General features: G+C 69.4%; 13 protein-coding genes. 6 read left to right on the top strand and 7 right to left on the bottom strand.

The window, feature by feature from the left end; all coding sequences use genetic code 11:
- Positions 1-126: 126 nt before the first annotated feature.
- Entirely contained in the window at positions 127-1,824 is a 1,698-nt protein-coding gene (locus ADL25_RS31670) for a hypothetical protein (RefSeq protein ID WP_234381112.1), read from the top strand.
- 13 nt (positions 1,825-1,837) lie between these two features.
- Positions 1,838-2,698 carry an immunity 49 family protein gene (locus ADL25_RS31665; protein WP_059131321.1) on the top strand — a complete coding sequence of 287 codons (861 nt, stop codon included), beginning with the start codon at positions 1,838-1,840 and terminating at the stop codon, positions 2,696-2,698.
- 50 nt (positions 2,699-2,748) lie between these two features.
- Here ADL25_RS31665 and ADL25_RS31660 read toward each other — a convergent pair whose 3' ends face one another.
- The gene (locus tag ADL25_RS31660) at positions 2,749-3,201 is read right to left on the bottom strand and encodes a hypothetical protein (protein ID WP_059131320.1); all 453 of its coding nucleotides are present in this window, start codon (positions 3,199-3,201) and stop codon (positions 2,749-2,751) included.
- 77 nt (positions 3,202-3,278) lie between these two features.
- Here ADL25_RS31660 and ADL25_RS31655 point away from each other — a divergent pair, with 77 nt between their 5' ends.
- Positions 3,279-5,555: an ATP-dependent RecD-like DNA helicase gene (locus tag ADL25_RS31655; RefSeq protein WP_059131319.1), complete on the top strand. Its 2,277-nt coding sequence runs from the start codon at positions 3,279-3,281 to the stop codon at positions 5,553-5,555.
- Positions 5,556-5,796: 241 nt separating this feature from the next.
- Positions 5,797-7,086 carry a citrate synthase gene (locus ADL25_RS31650; RefSeq protein ID WP_059131318.1) on the top strand — a complete coding sequence of 430 codons (1,290 nt, stop codon included), beginning with the start codon at positions 5,797-5,799 and terminating at the stop codon, positions 7,084-7,086.
- Between the two features lie 592 nt (positions 7,087-7,678).
- Here ADL25_RS31650 and ADL25_RS31645 read toward each other — a convergent pair.
- The 3 genes from ADL25_RS31645 to ADL25_RS31635 form a co-directional block, all read right to left on the bottom strand.
- Positions 7,679-9,931 carry a heavy metal translocating P-type ATPase gene (locus ADL25_RS31645; RefSeq protein ID WP_059131317.1) on the bottom strand — a complete coding sequence of 751 codons (2,253 nt, stop codon included), beginning with the start codon at positions 9,929-9,931 and terminating at the stop codon, positions 7,679-7,681.
- A gap of 84 nt (positions 9,932-10,015) precedes the next feature.
- Positions 10,016-10,255: a heavy-metal-associated domain-containing protein gene (locus ADL25_RS31640; protein ID WP_059131316.1), complete on the bottom strand. Its 240-nt coding sequence runs from the start codon at positions 10,253-10,255 to the stop codon at positions 10,016-10,018.
- Positions 10,256-10,485: 230 nt separating this feature from the next.
- On the bottom strand, positions 10,486-11,202 hold the full coding sequence (locus ADL25_RS31635) for a TetR family transcriptional regulator (protein WP_059131315.1): 717 nt from the start codon (positions 11,200-11,202) through the stop codon (positions 10,486-10,488).
- Positions 11,203-11,376: 174 nt separating this feature from the next.
- On the opposite strand from ADL25_RS31635, the gene ADL25_RS31630 reads away from it, so the two are divergent.
- Both ADL25_RS31630 and ADL25_RS31625 read left to right on the top strand, forming a co-directional pair.
- Positions 11,377-13,662, top strand: coding sequence for an MMPL family transporter (locus tag ADL25_RS31630; protein ID WP_079050696.1), 2,286 nt, complete (start codon positions 11,377-11,379; stop codon positions 13,660-13,662).
- Between the two features lie 64 nt (positions 13,663-13,726).
- On the top strand, positions 13,727-14,770 hold the full coding sequence (locus ADL25_RS31625) for a zinc-dependent alcohol dehydrogenase family protein (RefSeq protein WP_059131313.1): 1,044 nt from the start codon (positions 13,727-13,729) through the stop codon (positions 14,768-14,770).
- 130 nt (positions 14,771-14,900) lie between these two features.
- On the opposite strand, the gene ADL25_RS31620 is transcribed toward ADL25_RS31625, so the two are convergent.
- From ADL25_RS31620 to ADL25_RS31610, 3 genes are all read right to left on the bottom strand, one after another.
- Entirely contained in the window at positions 14,901-15,101 is a 201-nt protein-coding gene (locus tag ADL25_RS31620; protein ID WP_059131312.1) for a helix-turn-helix transcriptional regulator, read from the bottom strand.
- A gap of 383 nt (positions 15,102-15,484) precedes the next feature.
- On the bottom strand, positions 15,485-16,078 hold the full coding sequence (locus ADL25_RS51935) for a chaplin family protein (protein ID WP_234381111.1): 594 nt from the start codon (positions 16,076-16,078) through the stop codon (positions 15,485-15,487).
- 135 nt (positions 16,079-16,213) lie between these two features.
- A complete protein-coding gene (locus tag ADL25_RS31610) occupies positions 16,214-16,405 on the bottom strand; it encodes a chaplin (RefSeq protein WP_059131325.1) in 192 nt (63 codons plus the stop codon).
- Between the last annotated feature and the right edge of the window lie 110 nt (positions 16,406-16,515).

Below are 16,515 nucleotides of genomic sequence, written 5' to 3'. Positions count from 1 at the left end.
TACATCGCCAAGGGTGCGGGTGCGGGTCTGTCGAAGATCGGGGACATCAGCAAGGCGCTGAAGGGCGTCGGCAACATCGAGATCCCCAAACTCCCCGACAATGCGGTCACGCTGCCCGAGGGTGCGTTGAAGCTGCCGGACGGCACCGTGCACCTGCCCGAGGGTTCGGTGATCCCGGAGGGTGCGGTCAAGCTGCCGGACGGCAACTTCCAGCTGCCGCACGATGGGCCGGTGCTGCCGGAGGGCAGCATGAAGCTGCCGACCGAGCACGGCGCGCCGGCGCAGTACATGGACCCGCACGGCAACATCCTCGACGAGCACGGCGATGTGCTGCAGAAGGCCGAGGACGGTCCGGGCGACATCGTGGACCAGCCCGACCTCGGCGACCCGCACGCCGGTTCGGACGTCCCGCACACACCGTCCCCGGTGAAGGAACCGGCGCTGGTCGGCGCGGGCACCCATGCCGCGGAACAGGCCGGGCAGCACATCCGCCTGGGCGACAGCGCGGGTCATGACCTCGGCGACGTGGGCCGCACCGGCGACGACGCCGCCGTCCACGCCGGCAACGACATGCCCGCCGTCCACGCCGGCGGCGAGAACATCCCGACCGTGCACACAGGGGACCACCTTCCCGGCGGACACGCACCCGACAACATGCCGACCAACAGCCTCGACACCCACGCCCCCGGACACACCCCGGACAACGCGCTACCCACCAGGGCGGACGACCACCTGCCGGGCGGGCACGGCCACGAACCCGGCACCGGACACGACCTGCCGAGCGGCGGCACCGACACCCTGTCGGGTCATGGCCATGGCGTGCCGCCCGGCCGGGGGCCCTTGGACGATCTCGGTCACGCGGCCGACGACATCGGTGGTGCCGGAGAGCACACACCCGGCGGGCACAATCCGGGTGACGAAGCTCCTGTTGCCCATGACGGTCCCGAGGACCCCGCGCACATGTCTCCCGAGCGCAAGCTCGAGATCATGCAGGAGCAGGTGGCGCGGGCAAACCACGACCCGGACTACTTCAAAGAGTTCTACAAATCCAACGGCAATCGTAAGAGCGTCGAGATTCCCGACCACACGGGCCTTGTCCCTCCTCAACTCGTCAAGGACATGAACACTGGCGAGTGGATTTCGGCCAAGGACGCCCCGGAGCCTCTGAAGCCCGATTACCTCGAGGATCCCGTGGTGCGCGGTCGGGAGCACATCACTCCCGAGGGGCTCAAGACCCTTGACGATGCAGCGGCTCATCGGCACCAGGCGGTCAACTACGACCAGGCGGCCGGTCGGCACAAGGCGGAAGCCGTACAGGCACATCACGACGCGCCCAATTCGGAAACAGAGCTCACGCGGACGGAGCGGACCTACGAGTACAAGGCGGCGCACCGTGACATGCGGGACAGTGCCGAAGCCTACGGCGAATCCATAGCCGAACACCACGTCATACCCGAGCACTATCCACATGCCACCCGGGAACCGCTGGACGGTCCCTTGAACGGCAATGACCAGTTCGACCAGGTCTGGCGACGTGATGACGGCGGCTACGTGGTCGTCGAGGCCAAGAGCAGCGTGGACACGGAGCTGGGGGCTCGCAATCTGCCCAATGGTGAGCGGGTGTCCCAGGGGACGAGGAAGTACTTCGACGATATTCTCCGCGAAATGCGGGGAAGGGCCCGACAGAACCCGAGGGAATTGGATCTGGCGGATGAACTCGAACGCGCCCTGAAGGACAACAAGTTGGACTATATCGTCGTCAAGGGCAATCGTAACGTCGGCGAGTATGCCGGGTACACTATGTCGAAGTTCGACATCGGGTGATCGGGAGAGCGCAGTGAGTGTACGAGTGGCACGGCATGGAGCTCCGGGCCCCGATGACGAGGCCTACGCCAAGTCGCTCGGTGAAAGCACGGCGAAGTCGATCCAATGGCTGGAAGAATCGCCCCGCATGTTCAACTCGACGCTGGGCAAGGCGATCCTGCACATGGACGCGCGCTGTGCCGTCGATCCGCGGGCGGGGCAACTGGAGACATGGGAAGCCGTGGTCACCGCGATGCAGGTGGGCTCGGCGATGTTCGCTGCGGCGGTGACGACCGAGGAATCGGTGCAATGCCGTATCAACCGGGAGATGCGGACCATTCCCGCGACGGGTCCGCAGGATTACTCGGATGCGGGCAACTGGCTCACGGCTTTCTGGCTCGCGGTCGTCTGCCGTGAACAGAACCGCATGGCTCAGCTCTGCGAGGTCCCGATCGAGCTTTTGCGGGCTTCCGGTGCCGAGGTGGACGAATACGTCTACCACTGGGTGGATGCCCTGCAGACTTACTGGCTCAGGCGTCCAGGACTGGTCGAGAAGCTGGTGGCCGCCATCGAGGGGTCCTATCCGGAAGCCGCGACGATCACCCCGCCCGACCTGCTGCAGAACATTCTCTACCAGCCGATCAACCTCTTCCATCGCTTCGTACGCAAGGACGAGCAGGGTTTCAACCAGGCCCTGGTGGAGGCCCTTGAGCTGCACAAACAGTACTGGACCGCGGACGAGGACCGTGCGCAACGGGTCGACGGACTGGTGGCCCTCGGCCTCCTGGCGGTCGTCTGTCTCGCGCATGACGGCGGGATCCCGATCGAGGTCGAGTCCGACTACCTTCCCAAGCACCTCGTCCAGCGCAGCTGGCTGGGTGAGTTCGAGACCTGATCCGCAGGGGAGCCCACGGGAAAACCACTCGTCGGAGGCCCCCCGGATTGTCAATCCCTGTTGCTGGCACCCCTGTTCGCCCGACCTGCCGTCACCCGCTTGATGCCGACCAGCACCCGGTACCGTTCCCGCGCCGCGAACTCCGCCGGCTCCCAGACCGCCGGTCGGCCCACCTCCGCGCACAGGTGCAGCACCCGCCCCCTCTCCACCCGGACCCCGACGTGCGCGCCGTAGGCGTCGTCGGTGGAGTTGAAGAGCATCAGGTCGAGAGGCCGGGCCGCGGACACACGGACCGTGGCCCGTGCGTCCGTCCACAGGCCGCTCGAGCGCAGGACGGGTGGGACCAGTCCGAAGTGGCGCAGCACTTCGTACGCGAACAGCTGGCAGTTCGCGCCGGCCGCCAGGTCCGGGCGCGCTGCCACTGCCGGTGATCCCGGGTAGCGGGACCCCACATAGGGGACGCTCCAGAAGGCGGACGGCAGGCCGCGCAGCACCGGTTCCATGGCCCCAGCATGCAGGAGTCCGGGGCCGTGAGGACCGTGTCGTCGTCACTGTCGGTCCTCTTCGGTAGCGTCGGATCATGACCCAGGAGTCGAGTCGGGCGGGGCAGGCAGGTGCCGGGGAGCGGCACCTCGCCGTGCTGGAGGGTGTGCTCGAGCGGATCACGTACGCCAACGAGGAGAACGGATACACGGTCGCCCGCGTCGACACCGGCCGCGGCGCCGGTGATCTGCTCACCGTCGTCGGAGCGCTCCTCGGCGCCCAGGTGGGCGAGTCGCTGCGGATGGAGGGGCGCTGGGGCTCCCATCCGCAGTACGGCAAGCAGTTCACCGTCGAGAACTACACGACCGTCCTCCCGGCCACCGTCCAGGGCATTCGCCGCTATCTCGGCTCCGGCCTGGTCAAGGGCATCGGACCCGTCTTCGCCGACCGGATCACCCAGCACTTCGGGCTCGACACCCTCCAGATCATCGAGGAGGAGCCCAAGCGGCTCATCGAGGTGCCCGGGCTCGGCCCGAAGCGGACCAAGAAGATCGCCGACGCCTGGGAGGAGCAGAAGGCGATCAAGGAGGTCATGCTCTTCCTGCAGAGCGTCGAGGTCTCCACGTCCATCGCCGTACGCATCTACAAGAAGTACAGCGACGCCTCCATCTCCGTCGTCAAGAACCAGCCGTACCGCCTCGCCTCGGACGTCTGGGGCATCGGTTTCCTCACCGCCGACCGGATCGCCCAGTCCGTCGGGATCCCGCACGACAGCCCGGAGCGAGTCAAGGCCGGTCTGCAGTACGCCCTGTCCCAGTCGACCGACCAGGGCCACTGCTATCTCCCGGAGGAGCGGCTGATCGCGGACGCGGTCAAGCTCCTCCAGGTCGACACCGGGCTGGTCATCGAGTGCCTGGCCGAGCTGGCGGCGCCCCCCGAGGACGACTCCGACCCCGGCGTCGTGAGGGAGAGGGTGCCCGGGCCGGACGGCGGGGACCCGGTCACCGCCGTCTACCTCGTCCCCTTCCACCGCGCCGAGCTGTCCCTCTCCGCCCAGCTGCTGCGCCTGCTGCGCACGGGCGAGGACCGGATGCCCGCGTTCGGGGACGTGGCGTGGGACAAGGCGCTGGGTTGGCTCAAGGGGCGCACGGGAGCCGAGTTGGCGCCCGAGCAGGAGGAGGCCGTGCGGCTCGCGCTGACCAAGAAGGTCGCCGTCCTGACCGGAGGGCCCGGCTGCGGCAAGTCCTTCACGGTGCGCTCCATCGTCGAGCTCGCCCGGGCCAAGCGGGCCAAGGTCGTCCTGGCCGCGCCCACCGGCCGCGCGGCCAAACGCCTGTCCGAGCTGACCGGGGCCGAGGCCTCCACCGTGCATCGCCTGCTGGAGCTGAAGCCGGGCGGCGACGCGGCATACGACCGGGACCGCCCGCTCGACGCGGACCTGGTCGTCGTCGACGAGGCGTCCATGCTCGACCTGCTGCTCGCCAACAAACTGGTGAAGGCCGTGCCGCCCGGCGCCCACCTGCTCTTCGTCGGTGACGTCGACCAACTGCCCAGCGTCGGCGCCGGGGAGGTCCTCAGGGATCTGCTCACCGACGGAAGTCCCGTTCCCGCCGTCCGCCTCACCCGCGTCTTCCGCCAGGCCCAACAGTCGGGCGTCGTCACCAACGCGCACCGCATCAACTCCGGGCAGCATCCGCTCACCGACGGCCTGAAGGACTTCTTCCTCTTCGTCGAGGACGACACCGAGGAGGCCGGCCGTCTCACCGTGGACGTGGCGGCGCGGCGGATCCCGGCCCGGTTCGGTCTCGACCCGCGCCGCGACGTGCAGGTGCTCGCGCCCATGCACCGCGGACCCGCAGGCGCCGGCACGCTGAACGGGCTGCTCCAGCAGGCGGTCACCCCCGCCCGTCCGGATCTGCCCGAGAAGCGGTTCGGCGGCCGGGTCTTCCGTGTCGGCGACAAGGTCACCCAGATTCGCAACAATTACGAGAAGGGGAAGAACGGTGTCTTCAACGGCACTGTGGGCGTGGTCACCTCGCTCGACCCGGTCGATCAGCGCCTCACGGTGCTGACGGACGAGGACGAGGAGGTGGCGTACGAGTTCGACGAGCTGGACGAGCTGGCGCATGCCTACGCGGTGACCATCCACCGCTCGCAGGGCAGCGAGTATCCGGCGGTGGTGATCCCGGTCACCACCGGGGCGTGGATGATGCTCCAGCGCAACCTCCTCTACACGGCCGTCACCAGGGCGAAGAAGCTGGTCGTGCTCGTCGGTTCCCGCAAGGCGATCGGGCAGGCGGTCCGCACGGTCTCGGCGGGCCGGCGCTGCACGGCCCTGGATTTCAGGCTGTCGCCGAGGCCCGTCGAGGGCTGAGCCCCGGCCCGGTTCGCATCCGCACCCTTCATTGGAAAAAATGATCGATCAAACGAGTCGCAAAGGTCACAGAGCACTTCCGGAACCGGTCGACGGGGGGCAGGATGAGCAGGTTGACGGCACTCAGTGCCGCCGATGCGCCCAAAGGTCGACCCCGAGTGCACTCTCCTGCGCCAAATGGGGGATGGTAGAGACAGTCAGGGCACCTCGAAGATGAGGCACTACGTCGGTGAGGGAAGACGTGAGCGACAACTCTGTAGTACTGCGGTACGACGGCGACGAGTACACCTACCCGGTGGTCGACAGCACCGTCGGTGACATGGGCTTCGACATCGGGAAGCTCCGCGCCCAGACCGGTCTGGTCACCCTGGACAGCGGTTACGGCAACACCGCCGCATATAAATCCGCCATCACCTACCTCGACGGCGAGCAGGGCATCCTCCGGTATCGCGGCTACCCGATCGAGCAGCTGGCCGAGCGTTCCACCTTCCTGGAGGTCGCCTACCTGCTGATCAACGGTGAGCTGCCGACCGTCGACGAGCTCTCCGCCTTCAAGAACGAGGTCACGCAGCACACCCTGCTGCACGAGGACGTCAAGAACTTCTACACGGGCTTCCCGCGCGACGCGCACCCGATGGCGATGCTCTCCTCGGTGGTCTCCGCGTTGTCCACCTTCTACCAGGACAGCCACAACCCCTTCGACGAGAAGCAGCGGAACCTCTCCACCATCCGCCTGCTCGCCAAGCTTCCGACGATCGCCGCGTACGCCTACAAGAAGTCGATCGGTCACCCCTTCGTCTATCCGCGCAACGACCTCGGGTACGTCGAGAACTTCCTGCGTATGACGTTCTCCGTCCCGGCGCAGGACTACGAGCTGGACCCGGTCGTCGTCTCCGCGCTGGACAAGCTGCTGATCCTGCACGCGGACCACGAGCAGAACTGCTCGACCTCGACCGTGCGTCTGGTGGGTTCGTCGCAGGCCAACATGTTCGCCTCGATCTCGGCCGGCATCAACGCGCTGTGGGGCCCGCTGCACGGTGGCGCCAACCAGTCCGTCCTGGAGATGCTCGAGGGCATCCGCGACTCCGGCAACGACGTCGACACCTTCATCCGCAAGGTGAAGAACAAGGAGGACGGCGTCCGCCTGATGGGCTTCGGCCACCGGGTCTACAAGAACTTCGACCCGCGCGCCAAGATCATCAAGGCCGCCGCGCACGATGTGCTCTCCGCGCTGGGCAAGTCGGACGAGCTGCTCGACATCGCCCTGAAGCTCGAGGAGCACGCGCTGTCCGACAGCTACTTCGTCGAGCGCAAGCTCTACCCGAACGTGGACTTCTACACCGGACTGATCTACCGCGCGATGGGCTTCCCGACCGAGATGTTCACGGTCCTGTTCGCCCTCGGTCGGCTGCCGGGCTGGATCGCCCAGTGGCACGAGATGATCAAGGAGCCGGGTTCCCGCATCGGCCGCCCGCGCCAGATCTACACCGGCGTGGTCGAGCGCGACTTCGTTCCGGTCGAGGGGCGCTGAGCAGGATTATGTACGCAGGGCGTACGTCGTCGTGGAGCGACGTACGCCAGGTGCGGTGACGCACACTCGTCTCAAGCCGTATGAAAAGTCTTGTGAAAAGCGGAAGGCGCCCCACAGCCGGTCCCCCCACGGGCCGACGTGCAGGGCGCCTTCCCATGTCCCGGTGCGGATTCCCCCCACGGGATCCGGCCGGGCGTTTGCGGGACAGCGCCTGAATCGCTGTGAGCAAAACGAGCACAACTCGGCATAACACTGCGGTGCGGTCTGCCGGGACGCGTACGGACGGGAGGGCCGCTCAAAGCTCCCCGGTGTACGTGTCCCGGCAACGCAGTTTCCTGGGAACGTCCCCCAAGACATCCCCGGATGTCAGTCACGCCCCCCAAGACGCTTCTGACACCGCCAACTTAGACTCACGAACCCTTCCGCTGGTTACGTTCACATCATTGTGATCTGTGTCTCTTGCATATGTCCTGAAGATACGCAAGAGCCCCGATACGTCGACCGAGGCCCCCAGCGTAAGGATGATGCGCGAGCCTTGTGAAGAGCTTATGTGAGGCTCGCGTCGGACTCTAGAGGGACTCTCACCCTCTCGTCATGAGAATGCCCGTAGCCGAAGGCTGTTGGTGACCACGAAGACCGACGAGAAGGCCATCGCCGCACCCGCGATCATCGGGTTCAGGAGCCCGGCGGCGGCCAGGGGCAGCGCGGCCACGTTGTACCCGAAGGCCCAGACCAGATTCCCCTTGATCGTCGAGAGCGTGCGCCGTGAGAGCCGGATCGCGTCCGCGGCCACCCGCAGATCCCCGCGCACCAGCGTCAGATCGCTCGCCTCGATCGCCGCGTCCGTCCCGGTCCCCATGGCCAGTCCCAGATCCGCGGTGGCCAGTGCGGCCGCGTCGTTGACGCCGTCACCGACCATGGCGACGGTCCGTCCCTCGCTCTGGAGCCGCCTGACGACGGCGACCTTCTCCTCCGGCAGCACCTCGGCGATCACGTCGCCCGCGGCGATGCCCACGGCACCCGCCACGGCCTCGGCGACCGCCCGGTTGTCCCCGGTCAGCAGGACGGGCCTGAGGCCCAGGGCCCGGAGCTCCCGTACGGCCTCGGCGCTGGTCTCCTTGATCGCGTCGGCGACGGTGAGGACGCCGAGTGCCACGCCGTCGCGCGCGACCACCACAGCCGTGCGTCCCTCGGCCTCGGCCTCCGCCTTCGTCCGGGCCAGCGCGTCCGGAAGGGCGTCCGGGAAGCGGCCCACGGTGACCTCGTGCCCCTCCACACGCCCGCGCACGCCGAGACCCGGTACGTTCTCGAACCGGTCAGGGGCGGGAAGCCCGCCGAGGCGCTCCTGAGCGCCTGCCGCGATCGCCCTGGCGACCGGGTGCTCGGAGGCGTGCTCGAGGGCTCCGGCGAGCCGCAGGGCGTCCTTCTCGTCCTCCTCCTCGGCGGTGTGCACCCCCTGGAGGGCCATCCGGCCCGTGGTGACCGTTCCGGTCTTGTCCAGGACCACCGTGTCGACCCGGCGCGTGGACTCCAGCACCTCCGGGCCCTTGATGAGGATGCCGAGCTGGGCACCGCGGCCTGTGCCGACCATCAGGGCGGTCGGGGTGGCGAGCCCCAGCGCGCACGGGCAGGCGATGATCAGCACCGCTACGGCCGCGGTGAAGGCGGCGACGGTGTCGCCGGTGACGCCGAGCCACACCCCGAACGTGCCGAGGGCGATCAGCAGGACGACGGGCACGAAGATCCCGGAGATGCGGTCGGCCAGGCGCTGCACCTCCGCCTTGCCGTTCTGCGCCTCCTCCACGAGCCGCGCCATCCGTGCGAGCCGGGTGTCCGCGCCGACCCGGGCGGCCTCGACCACCAGGCGGCCCCCGGCGTTGACGGTCGCGCCGGTCACGCGGTCGCCGACGGTCACATCGACCGGCACCGACTCTCCGGTGAGCATGGAGGCGTCGACCGCCGAGGCGCCCTCGACGACCGTCCCGTCCGTGGCGATCTTCTCGCCGGGCCGTACGACGAACCGGTCGCCGACGGCCAGCAGGGCCACCGGAACGCGTACCTCACGGCCGTCCCGCAGGACCGCGACGTCCTTCGCGCCCAGTTCGAGCAGCGCCTTCAGGGCCGCGCCGGCGCGCCGCTTGGAGCGGGCCTCCAGATGGCGGCCGAGCAGGATGAACGCGACGACACCGGCGGCCACTTCGAGATAGAGGGCCGAGGACCCGTCCGTGCGGGAGACGGTGAGGTCGAAGCCGTGGCGCATGCCGGGCATGCCCGCGTCCCCCCAGAACAGCGCCCAGAGCGACCAGCCGAACGCCGCGAGCGTGCCGACCGACACCAGGGTGTCCATCGTGGCCGCGCCGTGCCGGGCGTTGGTGAACGCCGCCTTGTGGAAGGGCAGTCCGCCCCATACGACGACGGGCGCGGCCAGCGTCAGTGAGAGCCACTGCCAGTTGTCGAACTGCAGGGCGGGGACCATCGAGAGCAGTACGACGGGCAGGGCGAGCAGCGCCGAGACGGTCAGTCGCTGACGGAGGGCGGCCGATTCGGGGTCTTCCCCGGCGGCCTCGGGGGCCGCGGGCTGCTCCGGCTGTGGCGGCGGGGGTTCCTCCGCCGTGTAGCCGGTCTTCACCACCGTGGCGATCAGGTCGGCGACCTGGATCCCGGCGGGATAGGAGATCTTCGCCTTCTCCGTCGCGAAGTTCACCGTGGCGGTGACGCCGTCGATGCGGTTGAGCTTCTTCTCGACACGGGCCGCGCAGGAGGCGCAGGTCATGCCGCCGATCGCGAGTTCCACCTCGGAGGGCGTGGCCGCGTCTATCGCGGCCGGTGCTGCGGTGCTGGTCATGTCCGGACTCCAGACAACGGACCGGGCCGTGCGGAGCCAGTATCAGCTGGTCGGTACGACCCGGCGCGGGGAGCAGATGCTGGTTCAGGCCTTGCCGACGAGCTCGAAGCCGGCCTCGTCGACCGCTGCCTGCACGGCTTCGTCGGCGAGGGGTGCGGCGGAGACGACCGTGACCTCGCCGGTGGACGCGACGGCGGTGACGGAGCTGACGCCGGCGATGGCGGAGATCTCGCCGGAGACGGAGCCCTCGCAGTGCCCACAGCTCATCCCGCTCACCTTGTAGACGGTCGTCACGGAACCCGGAGTCTCGGTCTGTGTGGTCATCTCTCCAACTCCTCGGGGAGGCTCGTGTGGCTTACGAGAACCAGACTATACCCCTAGGGGGTATTCATCCAAGGGATTGCGGGGTGAGTCCGCGAGCCGCGCCGGTTCCTCGGCGGCGGCCGTCGGCGGAAACCGCCGGCGAGGGCTTCCGGGTGGACTCGCCGCTGGGGGCTTCGGGGGCGATTGGCGCTGGGGCTCCGGTGGGGCTCGCGGGGGTCGTCGGTGGGGCTTCAGGGGGAGTGGCCGGTGGAGCCGTCGCCGCTGTCGTCCTCGTCGTCGTGCAGCATCGGCTCGAGATACCGGTGCATCGCCGTCTTCAGCTCGGTGATGTAGGCCTCGCGTGCCGCGCCGTCGTGGGACATGATCAGGTCGAGCCCGGCCTTGAAGAGGGCGAGCAGCATGTTCGCGGTGCGGGAGCGCTCGTCGGGCGGGGTGTCCGGCAGGAAGCCCGCGATCATCCCCTCGATGCGGGTGAGGGACGCCTCATGCAGGGTGTTGTGCTCCTGTGCGATCGGCCCGGGGACGTCGGGGCCGTGCAGCAGGACGCCGAAGGCCGGGTTCTCGACGTTGAACGCGATCAGCGGGTCGAGCGCGGCGTCCAGCAGTTGGTCCAGGGGGAGTCCGAGGTTCTCCTCGGTCAGCGCGCGGTCCTGCGACTCCTGCCACTGCTGGAGCAACTGGTCGCCGAGGCCGATGGCGATCGCTTCCTTGTTCGGGAAGAACTGGTACAGCGTCCCCGGGGAGACGCCGGCCTCGCGGGCGATGGCGTTCGTGCTCGCGGCGGTGTAGCCGGTACGGCAGAAGACCTCGGCGGCGGCCTGCAGCAGCTGCGCGATACGGCGCTCGCCCCGGGCCTGGCGGCGGCGCGGCCGGGCCTCCTGCTCCTGCCCGGCCGACTCCGCGCCCGGTCCGGTGGCAGGCCCCTCGGTCTTCTGACTCCTGGGCACGCGTTGTCCCCACCTCTCGGAACGCGATTGACAAACGCGAGAGGTCGCTCGCATTCTTGAGAAACGCGAGCGCTCACTCGTGTTTGCCAGTCTATGGCAATCGACGACCCATGCTGCCTGCACGGATGCACGGATGCACGGCATGCGGGGTCACGGTGAAGGGGACACCGCATCATGGCCGAAGTCAACCGCAGGGGCGGCCGGGAGACCGGTGGCGGAGGGGGTGCGCCGGAGCCGGCAAAAAGGGCCGGGCACACGGGTGAGGGCGGGGCGGGGCCCGGTGGCTGGACACGGTTCGTGACGGCGCGGCCCCGGCTGTCGTTGCTCGTCGCGCTGCTCCTCACCGCACTCGCGGTGGTCGCCGGCAGCGGGGTCGCGGACCGGCTGGGCAGCGGCGGCTGGCAGGATCCGGCCGCACAGTCCACCTACGCGACCGACGCGCTGGAGCGGGAGTTCCCCGCCTCGCAGCCCAATCTGCTGCTCCTCGTCGACTCGGGTCACAGGTCCGCGGACGATCCGGCGGTGGCCGCGGAGGCCCGGCGTCTGACCGCGCGGCTTGCCTCCGAACACGGCGTCACAGGGGTCGACTCGTACTGGCAGTCGGGAGCACCGGCACTGCGCGCCGAGGACGGCCGCGAAGCGCTGATAGCCGCGCACATCACGGGCGACGAGAAGGCCGCGAGCGACACCCTCGACCGCATCGCGCCCCACTACCGGGGCGCACGCGGGCCGGTCACGGTCAAGGTCGGCGGCCCGGTCGCCGTGCGCTCCGAGATGCAGACGATCATCCAGGAGGATCTGACCCGGGCCGAGATGATCGCCCTGCCCATCACGCTGGTGCTGCTGGTGATGGTGTTCGGCAGCGCGGTCGCGGCCATGCTGCCGCTGGGGCTCGGCATCGTCGCCATTCTGGGCACCAACGCGGTACTGCGCGGTCTCACCGAGGTCACCGACGTCTCCGTCTTCGCCCTGAACCTCACCACGGCCCTCGGGCTGGGCCTCGCCATCGACTACGCGCTCTTCATCGTGCGCAGGTTCCGCGAGGAACTGTCCACCGGAGCCGACCCGTTGGGCGCGGTGGCCACCACCCTGCGCACCGCGGGACGCACCGTCCTGTTCTCCGCGCTGACCGTCGCGGTGTCCCTGGCCGCGATGCTCGTCTTCCCGCAGTACTTCCTGCGCTCGTTCGCCTACGCCGGCATCGCGGTGGTGCTGCTGGCCGCCGCGGCGGCGCTGATCCTGCTCCCCGCGGCACTGATGGTGCTGGGCCACCGGGTGAACGCGCTCGACCTGCGGCGGCTGTTCAGGCGCGGGACTCCGCGGGCGACCGCGCAGGGGCGCGGCTGGAGCCGGATGGCGACCCTTGTGATGCGGCGTGCCCCACTGTTCGCCGTTGCCACCACCGTCGGCCTGGTGGTCCTCGGACTGCCGTTCATGGGAGTGAAGTTCGGCACCGCGGACGACCGCCAGCTGCCCTCGGGTGCCGAGTCCCATGTGGTGCAGCAGCACATACGGGACGGGTTCCCGGGCAGTCCCGGCGGAGGCCTGGAGGTGCTGGCCGAGGGCCGGGCCACCCCCGCCCAGTACGACGCCTACAAGGACCGGATCACGGCCCTGCCCGGGGTGCTGCGGGTGGACGGCCCGTTGGTGAAGGGCGAGAAGGCGTACTTCACGGTGCAGCCCAGAGGCGAGGCGGTGGACGCCGGAGCCCAGCGGCTGGTGGGCGAGCTGAGGGCGACGTCCGCCCCCTTCGACACCTCGGTGACAGGCACGGCCGCGATCCTGGTGGACTCCAAGCACGCGATCGCCGAGCGGCTGCCCTGGGCTGCGGGCATCATCGCGGTGGTCACCCTGATCCTGGTCTTCCTGCTGACCGGCAGCGTGCTGATCCCCGTCCAGGCCGTACTGCTCAACGCGCTGAGCCTGACGGCGATGTTCGGCGCGGTGGTCTGGGTCTTCCAGGACGGGCATCTGTCGGGTCTGCTGGGATTCACCAGCCCGGGGTCGATCGAGACGACCCTTCCGGTGCTGATGTTCTGTGTGGCCTTCGGTCTCTCCATGGACTACGGCGTGTTCCTGCTGTCCCGTATCAAGGAGGAGTACGACCGCACCGGGGACCATCGCGAGGCGGTGCGCTTCGGACTGCAGCGCACCGGCGGGCTGATCACGGCGGCTGCGGTCATCCTGGCGGTGGTGATGGTCGCGATCGGTACCTCCCGGGTGACGAACACCAAGATGCTCGGACTCGGTATCGCGCTTGCCGTGCTGATGGACGCGATGGTCGTACGCAGTCTGCTGGTGCCGGCGGTGATGCGGCTGACCGGCCGTGCCACCTGGTGGGCCCCGGCCCCGCTGCGTCGCTTCCACCGACGGTTCGGACTGCGTGAGGAGGAGCCGGTGGCGGCCGTCGAGGAGAAGGCGGCGGACCGGGACCGGGACGCCGCCGGGGTGCACGGCTAGCGTTCCGCCACAGGAACGATCTCCGGGGCTGGGGATCGAGGACACGGGCGGAGGGTGCGGGCTCATGCGTGCGGTGGTCTTCGAGCGGTACGGGGAACCGGCCGAGGTACGTGAGGTGGCGGACCCGGAGCCGTCCGAGCACGGGGTCGTGGTCCGGGTCGAGGCGACGGGGCTGTGCCGCAGCGACTGGCACGGCTGGATGGGGCACGACCCGGACATCACGCTCCCGCACGTGCCCGGACACGAACTCGCCGGTGTCGTCGAGGAGGTGGGTGCCCGGGTCGTCGGCCGGCGACCCGGCGACCGGGTGACGGTGCCCTTCGTGTGCGCCTGCGGCGGCTGCCCCTCCTGTGCGGCGGGCGACCAGCAGGTGTGCGAGCGCCAGACACAGCCGGGGTTCACACACTGGGGGTCCTTCGCGCAGTACGTGGCGCTGGAGCACGCGGACGTGAATCTGGTGGCGCTGCCCGCGGAGATGTCGTTCCGCACGGCGGCCGCGCTGGGATGCCGCTTCGCCACGGCGTTCCGCGCGGTCGTACAGCAGGGCCGGGTGGCCGCGGGGGAGTGGGTCGCGGTGCACGGCACCGGGGGCGTCGGACTGTCGGCGGTGATGATCGCGGCGGCTTCGGGGGCCAGGGTCGTGGCGGTGGACGTCTCGCCCCGAGCCCTCGAGCTGGCACGGAAGTTCGGCGCGGCCGAGTGCGTGGACGCCAAGCACACCGAGGACACGGCGCAGGCGGTCCGCGACCTGACGGGCGGCGGCGCGCATCTCTCCCTCGATGCGCTCGGCTCCCCGGCGACCTGCGCCGCGTCGGTGAACGCGCTGCGCCGCCGAGGCCGGCACATCCAGGTCGGTCTGCTGCCGTCCCCCTCCGGTACGAGTCCGGTCCCGATGGCCCGGGCGATCGCCCTGGAACTGGAGATCATCGGCAGCCACGGCATGGCGGCCCATGCCTACCCGCCCATGCTGGAACTGGTCCGTTCCGGCGCGCTGCGCCCCGACCTGCTGGTCACATCGACGATCCCGCTGTCCGCGTCCCCGGTGGCCCTGGCCGCGATGGGGACGGCCCCGGGCCAGGGAGTGACGGTCGTCGAACCGTGGAGCTGAGCCGGCCGGGAGGCCGCCGTGGCGGATCGCCGGGACCCGTTGCCGCCCGGGCCCGCGCCGGCGACCCGCAGGCCGAAGACGGCAGTGTGGCCCGCCCCCGACCGAGGCGGGCCACGGCGGCGGGAGGTGGTCAGGAACCGGTGCGGCCCCTGTTGCCGGGCCGGGCGGCCACCCATGCCCGGACCGTGTCTGCGTACCAATAGGGTTTTCCGCTTTCCACATGGTCGGGTGGTGGCAGCAGTCCGTGTTTTCGGTACGACCTCACGGTGTCCGGCTGCACCCGGATATGCGCCGCGATGTCCTTGTACGACCAGAGACTGCGGTCGGTCATCAGTAGCACCTCCCCGCGCGCGCCGCGGCGGCGGCCGGGGGAGGCCGTCGGGGGAGCCGGACGCGCGCTGGCGATCACAAAGGCTGTGCTCGCTCAACGACGCACCTCGACGGGCGGACAGTGCCTGTGAAACGGGTGTGACAGAAGCGCCACGTCCACGGGACATGTGTGACACGGGCAACGCGTTTGTGACAGGGGTGATGAATTCCGCCCCGGCGGGGGTACTTGCGCGCCGTGGATCTCCTGCCGTCCCCTCGCACACGGCGACGGCCCGGGGGCCGCACCCGAGTGAAGGATGCGGCCCCCGGGCCGTCGGCCGAAGAGGGAACGTGCGGGGTGGTGGCGCGGGTGCCGGGCGCACGCGGCGCCCGGCACCCGGTGCACTAGCGGTGGGACGTCGCCCGGCCGCGTCGGTACAGGATGAGCCCACCGGCCAGCATGGCCACGCTGACCGCTGAGGCCGCGAGCAGACCCTCGCTGCCGGTCTCGGCCAGGGCCGGCGTCGTGTGCGACGACGTGCTGGGCGTGTTGATCACCGGGGTGCCGATCTGCGGCGTGTCCACGGTCTCGGTCGGCGGCGCCGTGTTGTCACCCGGCTGGTCCTGTCCGGTGCCCGGCGTGTCGACGGTCTGCCCCGGAGTGGTGGTCGACCCGCCCGGGGTGTCGGTGCCCGTGTTGTCACCGGGCGGCTGCTCCGGGACGGCCGGGGTGTCTTCCTCGGGGGTCTGCACGCTGGTGCCGTTGGCACAGGTGTTGCCGAAGGCGGGGTTCAGCGCCGCGATCACGTCGACGGTGTTGCCGCAGATGTTGACCGGGATGTTCACGGGGACCTGGACGGTGTTGCCGGACGCGACGCCCGGTGATCCGGCCGCGGTGCTGTCCGCGTTCGAGTCCGCAAACACCGGGCTGCCGCACAGGGACAGAATGCCCGTCGCGGCGGCCGCCGCGACCATTCCCCTGCTCAGGGTCTGTCGCAATCTAGTTGTCTTCCTGCTGGTAGAGGTGGGAGAAGTGGAAAGCCGGCCCTGGCGCCGTGAAGGAGCAGTCCAAGGCCGGCCCTGACACCGCCGCCACGGCTGGTGTGTGACGCCTCAGCCGTGGCGGCTATGACGTCAGCTGTTGGCGCACGCGTTCCCGGCGGACGGGTTCAGCAGGCCAATGACGTTGAGGGTGTTGCCGCACACGTTCACGGGCACGTGCACGGGAACCTGGATGACGTTCCCGGAAAGGACGCCCGGAGAGTTGACCGCGGAACCTTCGGCGCCCGAGTCGGCCATGGCCGGGGCGGCCAGTCCCAGGGTCATGATGGCGCCGGCGACAACGGCAGCGCTCTTCTTGTGCTTCACGTAATTTCCCTTCTGTGCGGTCGTGCCCCTGTGACGGCTGAAGCCGAGCGAGCACAACTTGAACAGCT

Source organism: Streptomyces sp. NRRL F-5122 (assembly GCF_001507435.1).
GTDB classification, from domain to species: Bacteria; Actinomycetota; Actinomycetes; order Streptomycetales; family Streptomycetaceae; genus Streptomyces; species Streptomyces lannensis.
Note: the sequence above shows the minus strand (reverse complement) of the source record. Positions and strands in the feature narration are given on the sequence as shown.